Source organism: Micromonospora sp. NPDC051300, assembly GCF_044455315.1.
In the GTDB taxonomy this organism is placed as follows: Bacteria; Actinomycetota; Actinomycetes; order Mycobacteriales; family Micromonosporaceae; genus Micromonospora; species Micromonospora robiginosa.
Map to the genome: position 1 here is coordinate 107,653 of NZ_JBITEP010000004.1, position 20,231 is coordinate 127,883.

15 protein-coding genes and 1 riboswitch are annotated in these 20,231 nt (G+C 74.5%); of the genes, 5 read left to right on the plus strand and 10 right to left on the minus strand.

The window, feature by feature from the left end; translation table 11 throughout:
- Position 1: 1 nt before the first annotated feature.
- From ACIA5A_RS06950 to ACIA5A_RS06970, 5 genes are all read right to left on the minus strand, one after another.
- Positions 2-1,237 carry an alanine racemase gene (locus ACIA5A_RS06950; protein WP_396757264.1) on the minus strand — a complete coding sequence of 412 codons (1,236 nt, stop codon included), beginning with the start codon at positions 1,235-1,237 and terminating at the stop codon, positions 2-4.
- Positions 1,230-2,729 carry a class I adenylate-forming enzyme family protein gene (locus ACIA5A_RS06955; RefSeq protein ID WP_396757266.1) on the minus strand — a complete coding sequence of 500 codons (1,500 nt, stop codon included), beginning with the start codon at positions 2,727-2,729 and terminating at the stop codon, positions 1,230-1,232. Before ACIA5A_RS06955 ends, ACIA5A_RS06950 begins: the two co-directional genes overlap by 8 nt.
- Positions 2,726-3,943 carry an acyl carrier protein gene (locus ACIA5A_RS06960; RefSeq protein WP_396757269.1) on the minus strand — a complete coding sequence of 406 codons (1,218 nt, stop codon included), beginning with the start codon at positions 3,941-3,943 and terminating at the stop codon, positions 2,726-2,728. Before ACIA5A_RS06960 ends, ACIA5A_RS06955 begins: the two co-directional genes overlap by 4 nt.
- A gap of 72 nt (positions 3,944-4,015) precedes the next feature.
- Positions 4,016-5,230, minus strand: coding sequence for an inositol-3-phosphate synthase (locus ACIA5A_RS06965; RefSeq protein ID WP_396757272.1), 1,215 nt, complete (start codon positions 5,228-5,230; stop codon positions 4,016-4,018).
- Between the two features lie 42 nt (positions 5,231-5,272).
- The gene (locus tag ACIA5A_RS06970; protein WP_396757275.1) at positions 5,273-6,547 is read right to left on the minus strand and encodes a DegT/DnrJ/EryC1/StrS family aminotransferase; all 1,275 of its coding nucleotides are present in this window, start codon (positions 6,545-6,547) and stop codon (positions 5,273-5,275) included.
- Positions 6,548-6,652: 105 nt separating this feature from the next.
- Between ACIA5A_RS06970 and ACIA5A_RS06975 the strand changes: the two genes are divergently transcribed.
- The 4 genes from ACIA5A_RS06975 to ACIA5A_RS06990 all read left to right on the plus strand — a co-directional run bounded on the left by ACIA5A_RS06975 (position 6,653) and on the right by ACIA5A_RS06990 (position 11,322).
- Positions 6,653-7,765 carry a glycosyltransferase gene (locus ACIA5A_RS06975; protein WP_396757277.1) on the plus strand — a complete coding sequence of 371 codons (1,113 nt, stop codon included), beginning with the start codon at positions 6,653-6,655 and terminating at the stop codon, positions 7,763-7,765.
- A gap of 10 nt (positions 7,766-7,775) precedes the next feature.
- The gene (locus ACIA5A_RS06980; protein WP_396757280.1) at positions 7,776-9,215 is read left to right on the plus strand and encodes a condensation domain-containing protein; all 1,440 of its coding nucleotides are present in this window, start codon (positions 7,776-7,778) and stop codon (positions 9,213-9,215) included.
- 36 nt (positions 9,216-9,251) lie between these two features.
- Positions 9,252-10,478 (plus strand): MFS transporter, encoded by a 1,227-nt coding sequence (locus tag ACIA5A_RS06985; RefSeq protein WP_396757283.1) that lies wholly within the window; start codon positions 9,252-9,254, stop codon positions 10,476-10,478.
- 79 nt (positions 10,479-10,557) lie between these two features.
- Positions 10,558-11,322 carry a LuxR C-terminal-related transcriptional regulator gene (locus ACIA5A_RS06990; protein ID WP_396757285.1) on the plus strand — a complete coding sequence of 255 codons (765 nt, stop codon included), beginning with the start codon at positions 10,558-10,560 and terminating at the stop codon, positions 11,320-11,322.
- On the opposite strand, the gene ACIA5A_RS06995 is transcribed toward ACIA5A_RS06990, so the two are convergent.
- The 4 genes from ACIA5A_RS06995 to ACIA5A_RS07010 all read right to left on the minus strand — a co-directional run bounded on the left by ACIA5A_RS06995 (position 11,319) and on the right by ACIA5A_RS07010 (position 17,603).
- On the minus strand, positions 11,319-11,846 hold the full coding sequence (locus ACIA5A_RS06995; protein ID WP_396757288.1) for a hypothetical protein: 528 nt from the start codon (positions 11,844-11,846) through the stop codon (positions 11,319-11,321). The two genes, ACIA5A_RS06990 and ACIA5A_RS06995, sit on opposite strands and share 4 nt — an antisense overlap.
- Entirely contained in the window at positions 11,840-14,074 is a 2,235-nt protein-coding gene (locus ACIA5A_RS07000; RefSeq protein ID WP_396757291.1) for a hypothetical protein, read from the minus strand. Before ACIA5A_RS07000 ends, ACIA5A_RS06995 begins: the two co-directional genes overlap by 7 nt.
- Before the next feature lie 155 nt (positions 14,075-14,229).
- On the minus strand, positions 14,230-15,207 hold the full coding sequence (locus ACIA5A_RS07005; RefSeq protein ID WP_396757741.1) for a ribonucleotide-diphosphate reductase subunit beta: 978 nt from the start codon (positions 15,205-15,207) through the stop codon (positions 14,230-14,232).
- Between the two features lie 41 nt (positions 15,208-15,248).
- Positions 15,249-17,603: a ribonucleoside-diphosphate reductase subunit alpha gene (locus tag ACIA5A_RS07010; protein WP_396757294.1), complete on the minus strand. Its 2,355-nt coding sequence runs from the start codon at positions 17,601-17,603 to the stop codon at positions 15,249-15,251.
- Between the two features lie 122 nt (positions 17,604-17,725).
- Positions 17,726-17,938, minus strand: a riboswitch (cobalamin riboswitch).
- Between the two features lie 107 nt (positions 17,939-18,045).
- On the opposite strand from ACIA5A_RS07010, the gene ACIA5A_RS07015 reads away from it, so the two are divergent.
- Positions 18,046-18,849 (plus strand): PrsW family intramembrane metalloprotease, encoded by an 804-nt coding sequence (locus ACIA5A_RS07015; protein WP_396757296.1) that lies wholly within the window; start codon positions 18,046-18,048, stop codon positions 18,847-18,849.
- Positions 18,850-18,855: 6 nt separating this feature from the next.
- Here ACIA5A_RS07015 and ACIA5A_RS07020 read toward each other — a convergent pair whose 3' ends face one another.
- Positions 18,856-20,079, minus strand: coding sequence for a cytochrome P450 (locus tag ACIA5A_RS07020; RefSeq protein WP_396757299.1), 1,224 nt, complete (start codon positions 20,077-20,079; stop codon positions 18,856-18,858).
- Positions 20,080-20,231 lie beyond the last annotated feature (152 nt).

Below are 20,231 nucleotides of genomic sequence, written 5' to 3' on the forward strand. Positions count from 1 at the left end.
GTCACCTCTCATCTCGTGGTTGGTCGTCGTCGGCCGGCAGCCGGGTCAGCGTCAGGCGGGACGTCTCGACGACCCGGTCGCCGTCGCAGACCACCTCGACCGGGGCCGGGTGGCCGAGGAAGGCCAGCAGGCTCGCCGAGAGCCCGTACGCGCCGACGTTCGGCACGGCCAGCACGTCCCCGGGTCGCACGTCGGGCAGGGTCGCGGCGCGGGCCCAGGTGTCCAGCGGCGTGCACAGCGGCCCGGCCACGATGGCGCCGCCCAACGGCTCGCCGTCGCGACCGTCGGCCGGGTGCAGGGCGGGCACCAGCGGCGGCAGCCGGCGCAGGCCGGACATCCCGCCCAGGTGGTTGATGCCGGACTCCAGCACCACCACCGGCGTGCCCTGTGACCGCTTGACGTCCAGCACCCGGGTGAGCAGCGTGCCGGCGGTGGCGGTGAGAAACCGTCCCGACTCGAACGCCACCGTCGGCGCGCCGTCGCGCCACGCGGGGAACAGCCCGTCCAGCGCCTCGCCGACCCGCTCCGCGAGCCCGGACAGGTCCGCGTTGGCGCCGGGCCGGGCGAACGGCGCGCCGAAGCCGCCGCCCAGGTCGAGCACGTCCAGCTCGACGCCGAGCAGGTCGCGCAGCCGGTGGGCGGTGCCCGCGGCGGTGGTGAACTGCGCGACGAGCGCGTCCACCGAGTCGACGTTGCTGCCGGTGTAGAGGTGGAACCCGCGCACCTCGGCCGACGGGCGGGAGCCGAACCGTTCCGGCTCGCGCTCGATCCAGTCGACGTCCGCGCCGAACTGCGACGCGACGCCGGTCATGGTCAGTCCCTGGCCGGGGTTGGGCATCCGGTCGTTGACCCGCAGCAGGCACCGCAGCTCGACGCCGTGGGCGGCGGCGATCCGGTCGGCCTGGTCCAGCGCGACAGGCGAGTCGACGGAGAACCAGCGCACCCCGGCGCGGATCGCGCCGGCCACCTCGGCGTCGCGCTTGCCGGGCCCGGTGTAGAGCATCCGGTCGCCGGGCACCCCGGCCCGCAGCGCGGCGGCCAGCTCACCGGGGGAGCAGATCTCGGCGTCGCAGCCGGCCTCGTGCAGCGCGGCCACCACGGCGGGGTGCGGGTTGGCCTTGAGCGAGTAGTAGAGCCGGCTCGCGGTGGGCAGCGCGGCGCGCAGGGTGGCGTGGTTGGCGCGCACCTCGGCCAGGTCGTAGCGGTAGGCGGGGGTGTCGAACGGCAGGTCAGCCACGGCGCTCACCCGCCAGCCGGGCCAGGGCCCGCCGGTCGACCTTGCCGTTGCCGGTCAACGGGAGGTCCGGCAGCACGACGCAGCGCGCCGGCACCTTCATCTCCTCCAACTGGCCGCGCAGCCGGCGCAGCACGTCGCCGGGCGCCAGCGCGGCCACCACGAACAGCGTCGCGCCGTCGTGGCCGTCGGCCGGCGGCAGCACGCCTGCGGCGTCCACGCCGTCGACCCGGTACGCGGCGGCCTCCACCTCCGTGGCGCTGACCCGGGTGCCCTTCTCCTTGTAGACGTCGTCGCGCCGGCCGGCGAAGTGGACGTAGCCGTCGGTGTCGACCCGGCCGTGGTCGCCGGTGTGCAACTGCGGGAAGAGCCCGTGCACCCGGCGGAAGCGCTCGGCGGTCAGCTCGGGGCGCCGCCAGTAGCCGGCCATCACGTGCGGGCCGCGCACCACCAGCTCGCCGGTGACGCCGGCCGGTTGGCGCCGGCCCTCGGCGTCCACGGTGAAGATCTCGGTGCCGGGCAGCGCCCGGCCGCAGGCGCCGGGGCGGCGCAGGTCCTCGTCCGGCGGCATGATCGCGGCGCGCTTGCACTCGGTGAGGCCGAACATCAACTGGACGGTCAGGTCGGGCAGCAGCCGGCGCAGGCCGGCGAGCACCTCCGGCGGCATGGCCGCCCCGGTGTTGGTGACCAGGCGCAGCCGCGGGCGCGGCGCGCCGGGCCGGCCGAGCAGCCGCAGCAGGTTGACGGCGAGCGACGGCACGCAGGGCAGCACTGTCGCGCCGGACTCGACCAGGCTCACCAGCAGCCGGCCGCCGGTCTCGGCCGGGTCACCCAGGCGTAGCCGGGCGCCGGCCATCGTGCTGAGGAAGATCTGGTAGAGGCCGTAGTCGAACGAGGTGGGCAACACGTCGTGCACCACGTCGTCGGGCCGGTAGCGCAGCTCCGACTGGATCGCCCGGACCGCGAACGTCACCTGGGCGTGCGTGGAGACCACCGCCTTCGGCATGCCGGTGCTGCCGGAGGTGTAGATGAGGCAGACCGGGTCGACCGACAGCGGGCCGTCGCCGGCCGGCGCGTCGGCGTCGTCGCCGGTCGCCGCCGCGCGGGCCAGGTCGGCGGCACCGCGTACCGGGAGGCGTCGGGCGCGGGCCAGCGCGCCCAGCGCGGCGTCGTCGGTGAGGACCAGCGCCGGCTCCGCGTCGTCCAGCACGTGGGCCAGGGCCACGTCCGGGGCCGGGGTCCGGACCACGACGAAGACCGCGCCGGCGCGGGAGACCGCGTACAGCAGCGCCGGCAGCGCCGCGTCGGCGGGCAGCGCGACGAGCACCCGGTCGCCGCGCCGCACGCCGTCGGCGCGCAGCCGTCCGGCCAGGCGCACGCTGGCGTCCCGGACCTGGCGGTACGTGCGGCAGGTCGTCCCGTCGTCGACGGCGGGCGCGTCCGGGCGCGTGGCGGCGGTGGCGTCCAGCAGCTCGTGCAGCAGCGTGGCACTCATCGGACACCCCCGGCGGCGGTGCCGAACATGGCGCACAGCGAACCGACGTCGCGCAGGTCGGACGCGGACAGCGCGGTCGCCGGCACCTCCACGCCGAGCCGGCGCTCGACCTGGTCGATCACGTCGAACAGTCGGAACGAGTCGAAGCCGGGCAGGTCCCGCAGCACGTCGGTGGTGCGCAGCGCGGACCCGTCCAGGTGCAGGGTGTCGCCGAGCGCGCCGAGCACGGCCGCGCGTACGCCGTCCCCGCCGGCCGGCGCGGCGTCGCGGGCCGGCGGCGCGGCCATCGACTCCAGCGCGTCCAGGTGCTCGGCGACCAGCGCGCCGAGCGCGTCCGCCAGCTCCGGCGTGGCCGGGCGTCCGGCCTGGGCCCGCCGCAGCGCCACGTAGCTGCGCGCGGAGAGCTGCTGCCAGCGCGCGCCCTGCCCGGCGAGCGCGGCGGCGGCGGCCGGGCGGGCCACGCTGAGCCAGTGCTCGTGCAGGTCGCGGGCGCGTCCGAGCAGCCAGACGTCGAGCACGAAGCGGTGCAGGCCGGCGACCGTGTCCAGCGCGGCGCCGATGCGGGCCAGGTAGTCGGCGATCGGCGGGCGGGCCCGGCGCGCCCGCTCGGCGTTGCCGGCGAGCATGGCCGGCACGTCGATCGCCGGCGCCGGGTGCGCCGCCACGGCCAGCGTGTGCGCGCCACCGGCGAGCGCCGTGTCGAAGTCGGCGGTCGGCAGCCGCCACACGCCCGGCCGCGCGGTCCCCCACGCGGTGTCGTTGTGGTAGCCGTCGACCACTGTCACCTCGTCGTCGGCGACGTCGGTGACCAGGAAGCTGTGCCGCATCCGCTCGTGCCCGTGGTAGGGACACCAGGGCAGGTCGTAGGCGTCGGCGGTGACGTAGAGCGGCTGGCCCGGGGCGCACAGCCGGCGCACCTGCGGGCCGTCGAGCTGCATCCACCGGCCCTCGACCCGCAGGCCGAGCAGGTCCACCGCCTCGGCGGCCCGGTCGTCCGAGGTGGCCTCGACGGTGACCAGGCCGTCGCGCTCGCGGGTGCGGAACCCGTATCGGGCGCCGAGGGCGAGGTGGCTGCCGGATCCGTTGGCGTGGTCGGCCAACAGGGCGAAGCTCGTCTGGAGGCAGTCCAGCGCGGTCGCGCGCAGACCGGTCAGGATCGGTGTCCACACCGGGTCCGTGGTCGGCGGGTCGGGTGCGTTCCGGACGTGTGACATGGGGGGCTCCTCGAAGCGGATGCACGGGGCGGGGCCGCCGGCGCGGGACGGCCGCGCCGGCGGCCGGGAGGGTCAGTTGTCGCAGTGGCCGTCCAGCCGACCGGCCCAGGCGGACAGCACCTGCGCCTGCTCGGCCAGGGCGTGCTCGTCGGTGCCGATCGGGTCCTTGAAGAAGAACCCCAGCTCCTCGATCGGGCCCACGTGCCCGGCCCGGTGCGCCGCGGCGGTCAGCCGGGCCAGGTCGAGCACCAGCGGGGCGGCCAGCGTCGAGTCGACGCCGCTCCAGGTGAGCTGCATCGACATCCGGACGCCGAGGAAGCCCTCGAACGAGACGTGGTCCCAGGCGGTCTTGTGGTCGCCGAGGTCCGGCACGTTGTCGATGTGCAGCGGGGCGGTCACGTCCTCGCCGAGCAGCGCCGGCAGCACGCCGGACTTGGAGCTGAGCTTGCTCCGGGCGTTGCGCGGGTCCTCCAGCGTGGCGCCGTCGCCGCCGCCGAGCAGGTTGACCCCGGCCCAGGAGAGCACGTGCAGCGCGCGGCAGGTGAACATCGGCGCCAGCGCGGTCCGCAGCAGCGTCTCACCGGTCTTGCCGTCCGAGCCGGCGAACGGTACCCGCTCACGCTGCGCCATCATCTCCAGCGCGGGCAGCCGGGCCCCGGTCGACGGGGTGAAGTCGACGAAGCCGCACCCGGCGCGGAACGCCGCGTACGCGACCACCGAGCTGGCCGGCAGCACCTTGTCGTCCGGGTCGGCCAGGCTGCGGGTGAGCGCGTCCAGGTCGTCGTACTCGGGGCGGTGGTCGGCCGGCGGCTCGGTCGACGACACGTTGATCACGACCACCCGGGACAACCCGTGGCGGTCGCGGAACTCCTCGATGTCACCGGCCAGCCGGTCGATGACGTCGGCCAGCGGGCCGGTCTCGGTGCGCGCGTCGTAGCCGGTGCGCAGGTCGCGCTCGACGGCGGGCAGGCTGCCCCGGACGGCGGCGAGCACCGGCGCCGGGATGACCCCGGAGTCGACGAGCGACTCGGCCTTCTTCTCCAGCGGCGTGTCCACGATGTCGTGCCCGCCGACGACCATGTCCGTCCAGTCGGCCAGCGGCGCGTCGCGCAGCATGCCGGTGTCGGTGACGCAGCCGGTCGAGTCGGCCATGCCGGCGCGCAGCGCCAGCAGCCCGGTGATCGCGGTGGTGGCGACCGAGCCGCGGGCGCCGTTGAGCCACACGCCGACGGGTCCGTCGGGGTCGGGGGTCTGGTTGTGCGAGGTCTCACGCTGGGTGACGGTCACGGGATGGGTCCCTTCTGGTGGGTGCGCCGGCGGTGGCGCCTATCAGCGGGCGAGCACCTTGGCCACGGCGGTGGCGACGTCGTGCATGTCCCGCTCGGTGCCGAGGAAGGTGCTGTGGTGCGTCTGGACGGTGTGCGCGGCCAGCCACTCGGTCTTCGGGTAGGCGCGGTCGGCGTGGATCGCCGCGAACCGCTCGGCCAGCGGCGCGAGCAGCGGCTTGGTCCAGGGCTGGAGCAGCCGGCTGCGGTGCAGCGGCTCGTCGGTGCAGTAGAAGCGCTTGCCCAGCTCGGCGGTGAGCGCCGCGGCCACGGCGGCGTTGTCCATGCCGGTGGGCATCTCGTCGAGGACGAGCGTGCCCTCGTAGATCGAGATCCGGGTCTGCGCCGGCGCCGGTTGCAGCAGTCGGACGCCGTCGACGTCGGCCAGCAGTTCGGTGAGCAGCCGGTAGTTGCGGTTGCGCACGTCGTGCTGCGCGTCCAGGGTGGTCAGTTGCGCGCACGCCACGGCGGCGGAGAACTCGCCGAGGCAGAAGTTGGCGCCCTGTACGCCGGCGCTCTCCTGAAGGTCCAGCTCGCCCGGGGGCGTCCGGTCGTCGCGGTAGCGGCGCGAGTCGGCCCGAAGCTCCTGCAGCACCGGTGCGAGGGTGTCGTCGTCGGTGACCACGGCCCCGCCCTCGCCGCAGGTGAGGACCTTGCCGTGCTGGAAGCTGAAGCAGCCGAGCCGGCCGAACGAGCCGGCCTGGCGGCCCTGCCAGGTGGCGCCGTGCGCCTGCGCGCAGTCCTCCACGATCGAGATGCCGCGCGGTCCGGTGACCGCGTCGAGCGCCGGCACGTCGGCCATGTTCGACGCCCAGTGCACGGCCACCACGGCCCGCGGGTCCACCGACAGGTCGAGGTCGTCGGGCCCGATGCAGCCGGTGTCCCGGTCGACGTCGACGAGCACCGGCACCAGGCCGGCGCGCAGCGCGGCGGTGGCGGAGGCGGTCCAGGTCAGCGCCGGCACCAGCACGGTCTCGCCGTAGCCGAGGCCGAGCGACTCGAGCGCCACCACCAGGGCGCTGGAGCCGTGGTCGACGGGGACGCAGTGGCGGGTGCCGACGTAGCGGGCGAAGTCGGCGGCGAAGCGGCGTTCGAACAGGGCGCCGTCGCCGACGGCGGGACTGCTGATCGCCCACCGCCCGCCGTGCAGCACGGCGGAGAGGTTGCGGGCGGCGTCCGGTGCGGGGATCGGCCAACGCGGCCACGGGCGGTCCGGTGGACGGACCGGCCGGCCGCCGTCGACGGCGAGCCGCCGGTCGAGCGGAGTGGAGGTCGTCATGGCTTCGACACTGATGCCGGTCGATACATCAGCGATACATGCCGGATATCTGCGCAAGAGGTTTCCGTGTATCGATCCTGTATCGATGTGGCCGACGCTTCGGACATGAGCCGATCCCCGTCGCCCGTGGGCGAACCGACCGAACCCCGCGCCGTCACGCGCGGCGTCTCCGTGGTCATCCCGGTCAAGGACCGGGTGCCGGAGATGCGCCGCCAACTCCGCAGCCTGCGCGACGCCGCCCCCAACTGCCCGGAGCCGGTGGAGGTGGTGGTGGTCGACGACTCGGCCCCCGCCGCGGCCGCCGCGCACCGCGCCGCCTGCGCCGAGTTCGGCGCCCGCTACGTGCGCGGCCCCCGGCACGTCGGCGCCAAGCGCAACCTGGGCGTCCGGCACGCCCGCCACGACCTGCTGCTGTTCACCGACTCCGACTGCCGGGTGCCGGCGGACCTGATCACCCGGTACGCGGCCCGGCTGCGCGCCAGCGGCGCGGAGGTCGCCGGCGTCACCGGCCCGGTGCTCGTGGAGCCCGGGGACAGCGCGTTCTTCCGCGTGATGAGCCGCTCGTACCTGCTGCTCGGCGACCTGACCCGGCCGCTGCACTTCGCCCGGGTCTCCTGGGGCGCCGGCGCGAACACCGCGCTGAAGCGTGCCGCGTTCGAGGCGGTCGGCGGGTTCCCGGAGGACTCGCCGATGCCGATCGGGGGCGAGGACCTGCACCTCGGGCTGGTCCTGACCGACGCCGGATACGTGCTGCTCGCCGAGCCGGACGGGGTGGTCACCCACGACACCGGCGTCGCCGACACGTTCCGCGCGGTGGCCTACCGGTTCAGCACCTACGGCCGATCCGAGCAGTGGCTCTGCCTGGCCCACCCGCACCGGCGCCGGTTCGTGCTCAACACCGCCAGCACGCTCGCCGTCACCGCGCTGGCCGGGCTGCTCACCGCCCGGCGCAGCGGCGGACGCAGCCTGCTCGCCGTGCCGGCGGTCGCGGCGGCGGTGGTCGCCGCGAAGACTCCCGGCCGGCTCGGCGGCGACCGTGGCCCCCGGGCGGTCGCCGAGTCGGTGGCCTGCGCCGCGATCGAGACGCTCTTCGACGGCGCCGCGTTCGTCACCGCGCTCCGGCTGGGCCGGCCCGACCTGCTCTTCACCGGCTTCCGCGCGCCGGACGAGGCCGACTACCAACCGGTCACGCCGTCGGCGCGGCCGGTGGCGGCCTGAGGGGGCGGCCGTGCCGACGACGCTGCCGCTGGCGCCCAGCCAGCAGATGATGTGGGAGTTCATGACCGCGCTCGACCCGGACCGCCCCGGCGACGCCCGCCTCGTCGTGGTGGAGTTCCGCCGGTTGCGCGGCACGCTGCGGGTCGACGTCCTGCGGCGGGCCGCGCAGGACGTGGTGGACCGGCACGACGCGCTGCGGATGCGGTTCGACCGGATCGGCGCCGACCCGGCCGTCACCATCCTGCCGCATGTCGAGTCGCCGCTGGAGTACGTCGACCTGACCGGCCGCCCGCCGGCCGAGCAGCAGGCCCGCGTCGAGCAGATTGCGTACGCGCACCGGAACGTGGCGTTCGACCCGGGGCGGGCGCCGCTGTGGCGGGCCACGCTGGTCCGGCTCTCCGCGACCGAGCACGTGCTGGCAATCTGCTTCTTCCACATGGTCTCCGACGGCTGGTCCTGCCGGGTGTTCGTGGAGGACCTGTGCCACGCGTACGCGGCCCGGCTCGGCGCGGCCGATCCGCTGCCGCCGCTGGGCGTGGACTTCGCCGGCCTCGCCGCGCTCCAGGAGGCGGAGCTGGCCGGGGGCGGGATCGACGCCGCGACCCGGGCCGGCTGGTGGGGCGAGCGGTTGCGGCCGGTGGAGCCGTACCAGCTCTTCCCGGCGCCCGCGCCGGGCCCGGACGTCGCGCTCAGCGCGGAGGTGGCCACCCGGTTCGCGTTCCCGCCGGAGACCACCGCGGCGCTGCGCCCGGCCGCGCGCGCCCAGCGGACCAGCCCGTACGTGCTGCTGCTCGCCGCCTACCTGGTGCTGCTGTCGCGTCGGGCCGGGCGGTCGCGGGTGGTGCTCGGCACCACCACGCTGGGCCGGGAGAGCCCGCTGTCGCGGCGGCTCATCGGGCAGTTCACCAACAACGTCTACCTGCCGGCCACGGTCGACCCGGACGCGCCGATGCGTGCCGTGGTCGCCGCCGCGCACGCCTCGCTGGCCGAGGCGATCGACCACGCCGCGGCGTTCCACCGGGTCGCCCGCGCGGTGCGGCCGGACTTCGCCCGGGTGCGGCCGTGGCCGGACAACCACCTCTTCGACGCCTGGTTCCAGTCCGCCGCGTCCGCCTCGCCGGTGCTGACCGGCCCGGACCTGCGGGTCGAGCCGCTCGACGTGACCGCCCGGGCCGCGCCCGGCACCCCGCCGCCGGTGGTCGCCGCAGACGTGCCGCCGGACAGCCTGCCGGTGTGGGTGAAGCGCGGCTCGCCGATCGTCGTGGTGGACGACGACCGGGCCGGCGGTGTGGTCATCCGCAACCGGGGCGTCTTCGGCGACGACCTGGTCCGGGGCCTGATCGACGACTACGTGGCGGTGGTGTCGGCGCTGGTCGCCGACCCCGACCTGCCCCCGGCGCGGCTGCGCCTGCCGGACGGTGCGTGCTTCCTCGACCACGCCACGGGGTAGGACACTGACCGCGACCGATTTGAGGAAGGTGCGACCATGACGGACACCTCGACGCATCAGGACGCCACGGAGCCACAGGCGCCGCCGGCGTCCCCGTCGACCGTGCGGGCCCGCTGGTCGGTGGTGCTGCTCTTCGTCATCATGGGCCTGGCCATCGGCGGCTGGTCCGCCCGCGTGCCCGAGGTCCGCGACGCGGTCGGCGTCGGCAACACCGGCTGGGGCCTGGCCAACATCGCCACCAACGCGGGGGAGCTGGTCTCCCTGGTGGTGGTCGCGGTGCTGATCAGCCGGATCAACACCCGCCGGCTGGCGCTGGCCGGGGCCGCGCTGATCCTCGTCAACGCGCCGCTGCTGGCCGCGTCCACCACGGTGGTGGCGCTCGTCGCCGGCCTCGCGGTGTGGGGCTTCGCGGCCAACCTGCTGGCCACCCCGATGAACGCCCAGTCGGTCGAGGTGCAGAAGCGCTACGGGCGGCCGATCCTGTCCACCTTCCACGCCGGCTTCAGCATCGGCATGCTGACCGGTGGGCTCTGCGGCACCGGCGCCGCCGCGGTCGGGCTCTCCCCGTCCGCGCAGATGGCGGTGACGAGCGTGCTGCTCGGCGCGCTGTTGATCGGCACCCACCGCTGGCTGCCGGACACGCCCCGGCAGGAGACGAAGGAGGGGGAGGCCCGGCGCGGGCTGCGCGAGCGGTTCACCCCGCAACTGCTGCTGCTCGCGGCGATCGCGTTCCTCGCCTCGTTCGTCGAGATGGCCGGCGCGCAGTGGAGCGCGCTCTACGCCACCGAGGTGGCCGGCGCCGCGGCGGTGCTGGCCGCCGCCACGTACACCTGTCTCTCGCTGGCCGCCACCGTGGCCCGGCTGTTCGGCGACCGGCTGGCCGGCCGGGTCGGCCGGGTGCGCTTCGTCCGGGTGTCCGCGCTGGTCGCCACCGTCGGCGTGGCGCTGCCGGTGGCGTACCCCCACCCGGCCGCGGTGATGGCCGGCTTCGCGTTGCTCGGCTTCGGCCTGGCCTGCGTGACCCCGACGGTGCTCGGCTTCGCCGGCGAGCAACCCGGCCTGACCTCCGGCGAGGGCGTCTCCGTGGTGGCGATGGGGCAGTGGCCCGGCGCGCTGCTCGCGGCGCCGGTGATCGGGCTGCTCGCCGGCGCGCTGAACCTGCGGACCGCGTTCCTGGTGGTGGCGGTGCTGGCGCTGGCGATCGTGGCGTTGATCCCGTTGGTGCGGGCCCGGGCGCTGCCGGGGGAGAGCCCGGCGACCTGATCGGGCGCGTGGTGTTGGCAAGGCGACCGCTGTCCGGTAGCCGATATGGGAATCCCAGGCGGCCTTCTATCGTCCGCTCGTGACGCTTCCCACCGCCACGGCGGATCAGGCCTGGGTGCGCGAGACGGCGACCGTGATCGGGGCGTTGCACGGTCCGCCGCTCGTCGACACCGTCCTGGCCGCCGTCGCTCGCCGCCTGCACAGCGAACTGTCCACGTACGCCGAACTCGACCTGGCCACGCTGCGCCCGCCCGGCCTCACCGCCGACCGCCCGGTCGACCGGGCGCTGGTCCGCCGGATGCACGACCAGGTGACCGCCCATCCGCTGTTCACGCCGAACGTGCGCGCCTCGCGCTCCTGTCCCGCGCCGCCGATGCAGGTGACCGACGTGCTGCCGGAGCACCGGTGGCGGCGGCACGCGCTCTACCAGGAGGTGCTGGCGCCGCGCGGCATCGGGGCGCACACGGTCACGCTCGTGGTCGGCGCGGCCCCGGTGCTGCGCTGGTACCAGTTCAACCGCGACCGGGCCTTCGACGCGCGGGAGATGGACCTGCTGGCCCGGATCCAGCCGGCGCTGATCGCGGTGCACGCGCGGCGTCGCCGGCCCGCCGCCGTGGTTCCTCCCGGCGGCTCGACGCTCAGCGGGCGGGAGGTGGAGGTGCTGCGTCAGATCGCCGACGGGCTGACCGTGCCGGCCGCCGCGCGCCGGCTCGGCCTGGCCGCCGGCACGGCCCGGAAGCACCTGGAGAACGTGCACCGCAAGCTGGGCACCTCCGGACCGGTCGCGACCGTCATGAGGGCGATCGAACTCGGCATCCTGGAGGTGCCCGGCCCGCGTGCCTAGCTGGTGGCGCAGGGCAGCGGCGCGCCCTGGCAGGCCCCGATCAGGGACCCGATCTCGACCCGGCCGATCCGCCTGTCGGCCAGGACCACGTCCACCACGGCGGCGGTGTCGGCGACCGGCAGGTCCACCACCACGTCCGCCTCCTTGACCCGGGGCGTGTCGTGCGCGTTCTGCTTGCCGCCGTACACCCGCACGGCCAGCGGGTCGTCCAGCACCAGCGTGTCAAGCGTGGCCCCGGCGGCGTCGCGCACCACGAGCTGGAACGGCCCGCCGGAGCCGCGCAGCGACGAGGCGAAGCCGCGGTCGATCTCCAGCCGGGTCGGGGCGGCGTCCCGGTCCGACACGCGCAGCCCGAGCCGCAGGTGGGCGCCGGTGGTCGGGTCCGCCGGGTCGACGGTCGGCGCCGGCAGGACCGGTGCCGCGCCGGCCGCCGTCGGCGCGGCCTGCGAGGCGACCGCCACGGCACCGAGGAACGGCACCGCCAGCGCGGCCACGACCAGGGTACGGAGTCGTCGGTTCAGCATTGCCCTCTCCCGCATCGTGCGAAGGTCGCCTCGGCGGCCCGGATGTCGTCGGCCCGCTCGACCGTGTTGTTGATCATGACGTCGGCCATCGGCCCGTCGCTGCGCCACCACCCGGTCGGACTCACCCCGTCGGTGATCTCGTTGCAGGTGCGACCGTCCGAGCCGCCCCGCTGGCAGTCCGACAGGGAGTGGTAGGTGTTCTTCCCCTCGCCGTACCAGTAGCCACCGTCGCAGCAGTACTCGTCGCCCTCGTGGTAGGCGCTGTGGTGCAGCTCGTGCCAGCCCACGATCGACGAGTCGGCGCTGAACACCAAGCCGGAGGCGTTGTCCCGGCAGTTGACGGTGTGCAGCACGCCGTTGGTCTCGGCGAAGCTGACCGGGTCGAACGCGCCGCGCCGGCACAACGCGTCGCCGTCCGGGCTGACCGTCACCTCGACCGGCACGTTCTGCACCCAGATCCCCACCTGGGACCAGTGCGTGCCGATCGAGCTGGGGAACACCCGCGAGCGGATGCCCAGCAACTGCCACGCGTTGTCGTCGACGGCGTTGCCGAACTGCCGCGCGCCGTCCAGCGTGGACGTGTCGTAGCCGCTGCCCGGCGCGTACGCCACGTCGATGGTCTGGTTCAGCGGCCGGGTGTTCACCCGACCGCTCCCGTCCACCACCGCCGGCACGCTGGCCCGCCACAGCGGCACCAGGGTGACCTCCGGCGTCTGCGACGGCGCCGGCGGGTTCAGGTCGGTGATCCGCCAGTCCGCCGTCGCCGTGCGCATGTCCGGCACCCCGTCCGCCTCGCTGGCGGTCACCCGGTAGGCGACCGCCGGGCCGGCCAGGATGTCCGCCGGGATCACCGCCTGGCACTCGTCGGCCTGCAGGCAGGTCTTCACCACGCGCGGCGCGAGCGTCACCGGCCGGCCGATCCAGCCGGCCGGGCTCATCTCCACGGTGATCCGGGCCGCCGGCCGGGCGGTGTGGTCGGCGGCGACCACCTTGGCGCGGATCGACGTGCCGGGCACCGCCTGCGGGTTGACCGCCGGGACGCCCGGCTCGGCCAACGCGTACACCTCCAGGCCGGGCGGCGGGTCGCCGGCCGGCACGGTACGCCAGGCGGCCGGGAACGCCCGCCCGTCGTCGGCGGTGCCCTCCAGCGTGAACACGTAGCTTCCGGGCGTGGCCCAGGAACCGTCGGCGTGCCGCCCGGTCCAGGAGAACGAGAGCGGGCCGGCGGCACGCCGCACGTCGGCGGTGCGGAACACCTCGACGCCGCCGCGCAGCACGCGCATCCGGAACGTGCCGGCCGCCGGCACCACCGCGCTCACCACGATCGGGCCGCTGCGGTACTGCCAGTTGGTGGCCGGCTGGCTGGTCATGTCGGCGAAGGCCAGCGCGACCCGCTGGATGACCCGGGCCTGGGTGGTCCGCGCCGAGCCGGCGTCGACCGGGTCGGCGACCGTGATGGTGTATCCGCCGACCGGCGCGTACGACCCGTCGGACCACTTCCCGTCCCAGTCGACGTTGAACGCGCCGCCGTAGAACGGCGCCTCGGCGCGCACGAACGACGCCCCGCTCGCCTGCGAGGTGATGGTGAAACGCAACGCCGACGGCACCGACAGCGAGCCGCTGATCGTCAGCCGCTCGCCGAGCCGCGGGTCGAACTCGCGGGGCGTCCCGGTGGGCGCCGGCGACGAGATGGTGATGCTCGTGGGCCGGGCCGCGACGGTCACCGTGAAGACGGCCCGGGACGGACCGCCGCTGGTGCTCCACCGGGACGTGCCCGACCGGCCACCGAGCAGGTTCGTCGTCGCCCAGTCCTTGGCCGTGCCGGGGTTGAGATCCGCCTGCTCCCGGCTGCCACCCTCGGTGGAGTCGTCCTCCCACAGCTCGAAGTTGACCCGGAAGTTGCCGGTGACCGAGCGCCCGGCGCATACCGTGCGGGGCGTGACGATGTCCGTCCCGGAGGTCGCCGGGAGCGCCATCTCGCAGCGTTGCTGCTGACCGTCGTCCTGGGTGAGGATCGCCACGCCGAACAGCTCCGGCGGGTCGCAGACGACGAGCCAGACCCGGTCGAGGCACTCGGTGGTGTGCATCTCGTCGACGGTGACGGTGACCGTCGAGCCGTAGCTGGCGGCGGCCGGCGCGGCCGGCAGCGCGGCGGCGAACGCCACCCCGACCACCGTGGCCAGCGCCGCCGCCAGGAACGGCCGTAGCCGTTGACGTATCCGTTTCACGTGCGTTCCCCCCTCGTCCGCCGACACCCACGCCGGGCTCGGCGCAGACAACTGTGCGGATCTCAGGAGGCGTGGGCGATACGCGCATGCGCGTACCCGGCGTCGGCGCGCCCCGCCCGCCCCGGCCGCTCGCGGCGGCCGGGGCGGTACGGCGGTCAGAAGTCGTCGTCGAACGTGACCCGGCCGGTCACCCCGACCTGGTAGGCCGACACCCGCCGCTCGAAGAAGTTGGACAGCTCCTGCACGTCCTGCAACTCCATGAACGCGAACGGGTTGCCGCTGCCGTACATCGGTGCCATGCCCAGCGCGGCCAGCCGGCGGTCGGCCACGTGTTCCAGGTAGAGCCGCATGTCGGCCGAGGACATCCCGGAGACGCCCTGGTCGAGCAGGTCCTCGGCGAACTGCGCCTCGCACTCCACCGCCTCGGCCAGCATCTCCCGCACCTGCCGTTCCATCCCGTCGTCGAACAGCTCCGGCTCCTCGGCGCGTACGGTGTCCACCACGTCGAAGGCGAACGCCATGTGCATCGACTCGTCGCGGAACACCCAGTTGGTGCCGGACGCCAGACCGTTCAGCAGCCCCCGGGAGCGCAGGAAGTAGACGTAGGCGAACGCGCCGTAGAAGAACAGCCCCTCGATGCAGGCGGCGAAGCAGATCAGGTTGAGCAGGAACGCCCTCCGGTCGTCGCGGGTGCGCAGCTCCCGCAGCGCGAAGATCGAGTCGATCCACCGGAAGCAGAACTCGGCCTTGCGGGCGATCGACGGGATGTTCTCCACCGCCGCGAACGCGGCGAACCGCTCGGCCTCGTCCGGCACGTAGGTGTCCAGCAGGTTCAGGTAGAACTGGACGTGCACCGCCTCCTCGAAGAGCTGCCGGGACAGGTAGAGCCGCCCCTCCGGGGAGTTCACGTGCTGGTAGAGGTTGAGCACCAGGTTGTTGGCGACGATGGTGTCACCGGTGGCGAAGAACGCCACCAGCCGGGACACCAGGTGCCGTTCGGCCGGCGAGAGCCGGTCCAGGTCGGCCAGGTCGGCGTGCAGGTCCACCTCCTCGACGGTCCAGGTGTTCCGGATCGCGTCCCGGTACCTGTCGAAGAAGTGCGGATACCGCATCGGGCGCAGGGTCAGGTTCATGCCCGGGTCGAGCAGCAGGGGTCGGTTCTCGGCGGTCGTGGTCACTGGCAGGCCTCGCAGCTCTCGGGGTTCTCCAGGGAGCAGGCCGTGGCCGCGTCGACGACCGGGGCGAGCACCGGCGCGACGGTGGCCTGCTGGATGCGGGTGGCGGGTCGGGACCGCAGGTAGTAGGTGGTCTTCAGGCCGGACCTCCAGGCGTACCGGTACATCGAGGAGAGCTTGCCGATGGTCGGCGCGCTCAGGAACAGGTTCAGCGACTGCGACTGGTCGACGTAGGGCGCGCGGGCGGCGGCCAGGTCGATGAGCGCCCGCTGCGGCAGCTCCCACGCGGTGCGGAACAGCTCCCGCACCTCGGCGGGCAGCTCGTCGAGGCCCTGCACCGAGCCCTCCGCGCGCCGGATCCGGTCGCGGACCTGCGGCGTCCACAGCCCCCGGGCCTTCAGCTCCCGCACCAGGTACGTGTTGACCTGGAGGAACTCGCCGGACATGGTCTCCCGCTTGAACAGGTTGGACACCTGCGGCTCGACGCACTCGTAGCAGCCGGCGATCGAGGCGATGGTGGCGGTCGGCGCGATCGCCACCAGCAGCGAGTTGCGCAGCCCGTGCGCGGCGATCCGCGTCCGCAGCGCGGCCCACCGCTCGCGCTGCGTGGGCTCCGCCCCCCACAGGTCCGGGTGCAGGTCACCCTTCGCGGCCCGGGTTTGAAGGTACGCCGGATGCGGGCCGAACCGTTCGGCCAGCGCGGCGGACGTCTCCAGCGCGGTCAGCAGGATCTCCTCCTGCACCCGGGTGGACAGCTCCCGCGCCGCCGCCGAGTCGAACGGCAGACGCAGCGTGAAGAACGCGTCCTGCAGGCCCATCAGCCCCAGCCCGACCGGCCGCCAGCGCGGGTTCGACGCCGCCGCCTGCGCGGCCGGGTAGTAGTTGATGTCGATCACCCGGTCGAGGAACACCACAGCGGTCCGCACCGTGGCCCGCAGCGTCTCCCAGTCGACGCCGGCGGCGGTGACGTGCGCGCCGAGGTTGACCGAGCCGAGGTTGCACACCGCCGTCTCGGCGTTGTCGTTGACCTCCAGGATCTCGGTGCACAGGTTGGACAGGTGGATGACGTTGCCCGGCTCGCCGGTCTGGTTGGACAGCCGGTTCGCGGCGTCCTTGAACGTCATCCAGCCGTTGCCGGTCTGCGCGAGCGTGCGCATCATCCGCCCGTACAGGTCGCGGGCCTTCACCGTGCGCACCGCGTTCTTCTCCGCCGCCCGGTATGCGGCGTCGAACGCCTCGCCGTACAGGTCGGGCAGTTCCGGCGCGTCCGACGGGTCGATCAGCGACCAGTCGGCGTCGGCCTCGACCCGGCGCATGAACTCGTCCGGGATCCAGTTGGCCAGGTTCAGGTTGTGGGTACGCCGGGACTCCTCGCCGGTGTTGTCCCGCAGTTCGAGGAACTCCTCCACGTCCGGGTGCCAGGGCTCCAGGTAGACGCAGGCCGCGCCCTTGCGCCGGCCGCCCTGGTTGACCGCGGCCACCCCGGCGTCGAGCGTCTTGAGGAACGGCACGATGCCGTTCGAGCGCCCGTTGGTGCCCCGGATCAGCGCGCCCCGCCCGCGCACCCGCGACCAGGAGATGCCGATGCCGCCGGAGAACTTCGACAGCTTCGCCACCTGGTGGTAGCGCTCGTAGATGGAGTCCAGCTCGTCGCGCGGGGAGTCCACCAGGAAGCACGACGACATCTGGGTGTGCCGGGTGCCGGAGTTGAACAGCGTGGGGGAGCTGGGCAGGTAGGCCAGCCGCGACATCAGCCGGTAGAAGTCGACCGCCTCGCCCGGCGTGTGCGACAACCCGCAGGCCACCCGCAGCAGCCAGTACTGCGGCGTCTCCACCACCAGCCGCGACTCCGGGTGCCGCAGCAGGTAGCGGTCCGCCACCGTGCGCAGTCCGAAGTACTCGAACCGCAGGTCGCCAGCCGGGTCCACGGCGTCGTCCAGCTCGCCGGCGTGCCGGGCCACGAACGCGGCGGTGTCGTCGCCGACAAGTCCCAGCCCGTGGGCGTACCCGATCGACTGGCTGAAGCTCGCCACCTGCTGCCCGCGGACCTCCTCGTCCACGTACGCGGCGAGCAGGCGGGCGGCCAGCTTCGAGTACTGCGGCTCCTCGCCGATGAGCTCCGCCGCGGTCTGGATCGACAACCGGTCCAGCTCCGACGTGGTCGCCCCGTCGTAGAGCCCGCTGATCGTCCGGGTGGCGACCCGTAGCGGGTCCACCTCGTCCAGGTCGGCGACCCACCGCTCGACCGCCCGGACGATCCGGTTGACGTCGACCGGTTCGGTGTCGCCGTCCCGCTTGCGGACCCGCATCGCCAGCCGGCGCTGCTCCGGGGGGCTGTCCCGCACGACCGTCATGACCTCTCCTCGCTGTCACTCCGATGGCCTCGGACGGCGGGAGAACGCCAACGGGCACGGCACGCACGGCCGGCCCGGCTGCTGGCGTCGGTCGTCCCGCGCGACCTTCGACCGCCGCGCGCGGCAGCGCACGGCGCGCTGGCAGGTCTTCGGACTCGCGGGCCGGACCGGGTTCGGTCGCCTACTGGCCGTCGCTTCCCAGGCCGGTGGCCCAGTGCTGATGACGGCGGTCGTTCCCACTCACCGCTGCGGGGCAGTCCCGGACTTCCACCGGGTTCCCTCTTGCCTCGGCCGCACCCGTGAGGCGCGGCCGAACCAGCTGCGGTGACACCATATATGGCGGTGCTGGCGGGTGGGCAACACCAGATGTCGGGTCCGGCGTGTCGGCTTCGTCTCAGCGCAGGAATGGCGCCAGCGAGCCACGGCGACGATACTCGGCGGCATGGCGAATCCGGGGCGCCGCTGGGCGTGGGTCGTGGTCCTGCTGGTCGGCGTCGGCCTGTTCCTGCTGGTGCTGGAGACCCTGATCGGCACCCGGAACATCAACTTCGTGCCCGCGCTGATCGTGCTCGGCGCCGCCGTCGCGCCGGCCACGTTCCTGACCTTCGCCGAGGGCCGGTCGGGCCGGTGGCGGGTGCCGGGCGCGATCGTCGGCCTCGCCGCGTTCCTCGGCGGCGTGATCGGCGTGGTCGCCGCCGGCTGGCTGGAGTTCGACACGCTGCGGAGGCTCGGCGCGCTGCCGATGCTCCTCGTCGGCCTGATCGAGGAGACCGCGAAGCTGATCGTGCCGGTCGGCATCCTGCTGCTGTGGCGCCGGCACCGGACACCGGGCGAGGGGCTGGTGATCGGGGTGGCGTCCGGAGCCGGCTTCGCCGCGTTGGAGACGATGGGCTACGCGTTCACCGCGCTGGTCGGGTCGCAGGGCAACCTGGGGGCGGTCGAGCAGACGCTCCTCGTCCGGGGGCTCACCGCGCCCGCGGCACACCTGTCCTGGACCGGGCTGACCGCCGGCGCGTTGTTCGCCCTCGCCGCCGCGCCCGGTGGCCGCCGGCTGGCCGCGTTCCTGTTGACCTTCGCCGCGGCGGTCGCGCTGCACACCTGCTGGGACACGGTCGGCACGCAGGCCGCCTACCTGTTCATCGGCGCGGTCTCGCTGGGTTGGCTGCTGCTGCGCCTGCACCTCGACCGCGAGGTGAAGGAGGGGCCCCCGGTCGACGCCTCCGGCGGGGGTGGGGGCCCCGCCTGACCCCGGTCACCAGGTGACCGGCAGGCCCGTCGGGCCGAGGATGGCGTGCCCCGCCTTCCATCCGACCTCGTCCGGCGGCACCGCGAGGCGCAGGCCCGGCAGCTCCCGCAGCAGCAGACCGAGCGCGGTACGGACCTCCAGCGCCCCCAGGTGCGCCCCGATGCAGTAGTGCGGGCCGTGGCCGAAGGACAGGTGCGGGGTGGGCGGCCTGTCGAAGTCCATCCGTTCCGGGTCGGGAAACACGTCCGGGTCGCGGTTCGCCGCGTCGTGCGACGGGACGACGATGTCGCTCTCGGCCAGCCGGGCGCCGCTGGGCAGCGTCACGTCCGCCATCACCCGGCGCGGCATCTCGTCGCCGTTGGCGGTCGAGTGCAGCCGTTCCAGCTCGGCGACCGCGGCGTCCAGCCGGTCGGGGCGCGCCACCAGAAAGGACCAGGCGGTCCCGTCCGGCCCGTACGGCTCGGTCTGGAGCACGTGGACGAACGTGGCGATCGAGCTGGCCGTGGTCTCCCACCCGCCCACCACGAGCGAGATGGGCAGCTTGATCTGGACGTCCGCCGGCTGGTCGGCGGCCGCGGTGGCGATCCGGCCGAGCAGGTCGTCACCGGGCCGGTCGCGGCGCTGCTCCAACTGGCCCCACAGGTAGCCGCCCATCTCCTCGGCCGAGCGGGCGGCGTCCTCGCGGCTCAGGTCGCCGGCGCCGAGGAACATGTCCCCCCACCGCCGGAACCGCATCCGGTCCTCGGCGGGCAGGCCGAGCAGGTCGCAGATCACGTCCAGCGCGAACGGCACCGCGAAGTCCCGGACCAGGTCCGCCGGGGCGCCGGCGGCCACCATCGACGCCAACCTCGCCTCGGCCGCGGCCCGTACGGCGGCGCGCAGCGCGTCGACCGCCGGCCGGGTGAACGCGTCCTTCACCGTGCCGCGCACCCGGGCGTGCCGGTCGCCGTCCATGCCGAGCATGGTGCCCGCCACGTCGACCTCGTCGGCGTGCGCGGCGGCCGCCCGGGAGAACACGTCCTGGCGGCGCAGCACCTCCCGGACGTCGGCGTAGCGGCAGACCAGCAGCGCGGGGACCGACTCCCCGTTCACCCGCCGCACGATCGGGACCACGCCGGAGCCGGCGGCGAAGCGGGCGTAGTCCGGGTGCTTGCGCGGACCTGGTGGCCGGTTGACGCCGTCGGCGTCCTGGTAGAAGGGATGGGGCCGGCGGGCGTCGGTGTCCGTCATCGGTCCACAGTGCCAGCTCCGGGGCGGGGGGGGGGGGCCGGGCCGGGGGCCCCCCCCCCCCCCCGCCCCCCCCCCCCCGGGGGGGGGGGGCCCCGGGGGGGCCCCCCCCCCCCCCCGGGCGCCCCCCCCCCCCGGGGGGGCCCCCCCCCCAA

Coding starts and splice junctions, on each gene's coding strand:
- ACIA5A_RS06955 (WP_396757266.1), bottom strand. CDS start 2,729: ATGAGTGCCACGCTGCTGCACGAGCTGCTGGACGCCACCGCCGCCACG.
- ACIA5A_RS06960 (WP_396757269.1), bottom strand. CDS start 3,943: ATGTCACACGTCCGGAACGCACCCGACCCGCCGACCACGGACCCGGTG.
- ACIA5A_RS06970 (WP_396757275.1), bottom strand. CDS start 6,547: ATGACGACCTCCACTCCGCTCGACCGGCGGCTCGCCGTCGACGGCGGC.
- ACIA5A_RS06975 (WP_396757277.1), top strand. CDS start 6,653: ATGAGCCGATCCCCGTCGCCCGTGGGCGAACCGACCGAACCCCGCGCC.
- ACIA5A_RS06985 (WP_396757283.1), top strand. CDS start 9,252: ATGACGGACACCTCGACGCATCAGGACGCCACGGAGCCACAGGCGCCG.
- ACIA5A_RS06995 (WP_396757288.1), bottom strand. CDS start 11,846: ATGCTGAACCGACGACTCCGTACCCTGGTCGTGGCCGCGCTGGCGGTG.
- ACIA5A_RS07005 (WP_396757741.1), bottom strand. CDS start 15,207: ATGAACCTGACCCTGCGCCCGATGCGGTATCCGCACTTCTTCGACAGG.
- ACIA5A_RS07010 (WP_396757294.1), bottom strand. CDS start 17,603: ATGACGGTCGTGCGGGACAGCCCCCCGGAGCAGCGCCGGCTGGCGATG.
- ACIA5A_RS07015 (WP_396757296.1), top strand. CDS start 18,046: ATGGCGAATCCGGGGCGCCGCTGGGCGTGGGTCGTGGTCCTGCTGGTC.
- ACIA5A_RS07020 (WP_396757299.1), bottom strand. CDS start 20,079: ATGACGGACACCGACGCCCGCCGGCCCCATCCCTTCTACCAGGACGCC.